The following is a 908-nucleotide window of genomic DNA, read 5'->3' as shown; positions in this document are numbered from 1 at the left end:
GTCGCGCCAACGCCGACACGAAAGCCTGACATTGCAGAACCCGAGGCCCAGCCGCCAACCGTCGCCCCGCAGCCACCGCAAAAGCCGGCGGACGCGGACGAGGAGAAGATGCTGCCCGATCCGCGCTCGGCCGACGTGCCAGATGAAAAAATGCCGGCCGAGGAAGTCGCATGCCGCGAACGGCTAAAGACGCTCGGCGTCGAATTCGAAGAGCACAAGGCGGAAAGCCAGACCGAAATCGGCTGTTCGATTCCCTACCCCATCGTGCTGAAGACCCTTGGAAAGTCGATCGCGATTGCCCCCGGAACCGAGCTCAACTGCAAGATGGCCGAGGCAACGGCGCATTTTGCCGCCGATGTCATCCAGCCGGCGGCGAAAGCCGAATTCGGTGCGGACCTGAAATCGATCGGCCAGGCATCGGCTTTTGTCTGCCGGCCACGCAACGGCACACGAAAACTGTCGGAACACGCGTTCGGCAACGCGCTCGACATCGCCAGCTTCACGCTGTCGGACGGCAAGAAGATCGAGGTCGGCCCGGCGCCGCCGGAGAAAGACGCCAAATTCCTCAACAATGTTCGCAAGGCCGCCTGCGGACCCTTCAAGACGGTGCTCGGCCCAGGCGCCGACGCCGATCATTCCCTGCATTTCCATCTCGATCTCGAACCGCGCCGTCATGGCGGAACGTTCTGCCAGTGATCATGGCTGATCCAGGCCGCGTGCCGCAATTCGGCCGCAGGCATGAACGCGGACGCTGAGTTTTCCTTTACCCTTGATCGTTAAAATGCCGGATATCCATCAACGGGATTCCGCCAATGGCCGGCAAATTTCGGGCCGTGTTTTTCGCCACCGCGCGCCAGTCAAAATATGCAGCAATGCTGACCGCCGGTCTGGCGCTGCCGGCGCTTTCC

Annotated in this window: 1 protein-coding gene; it reads left to right on the top strand. The window is 62.0% G+C overall.

Annotated features, from left to right (window positions below; genetic code table 11):
• Positions 1 to 696, top strand: a 696-nt coding sequence (locus EN914_RS36785; protein WP_206527342.1) for an extensin family protein, incomplete at its 5' end; no start/stop codon positions are given.
• Positions 697 to 908 lie beyond the last annotated feature (212 nt).

Source organism: Mesorhizobium sp. M7A.F.Ca.CA.001.08.2.1 (assembly GCF_003998455.1).
Lineage (GTDB): Bacteria > Pseudomonadota > Alphaproteobacteria > Rhizobiales > Rhizobiaceae > Mesorhizobium > Mesorhizobium ciceri.
This window is presented reverse-complemented; position numbering and strand designations above follow the sequence as displayed.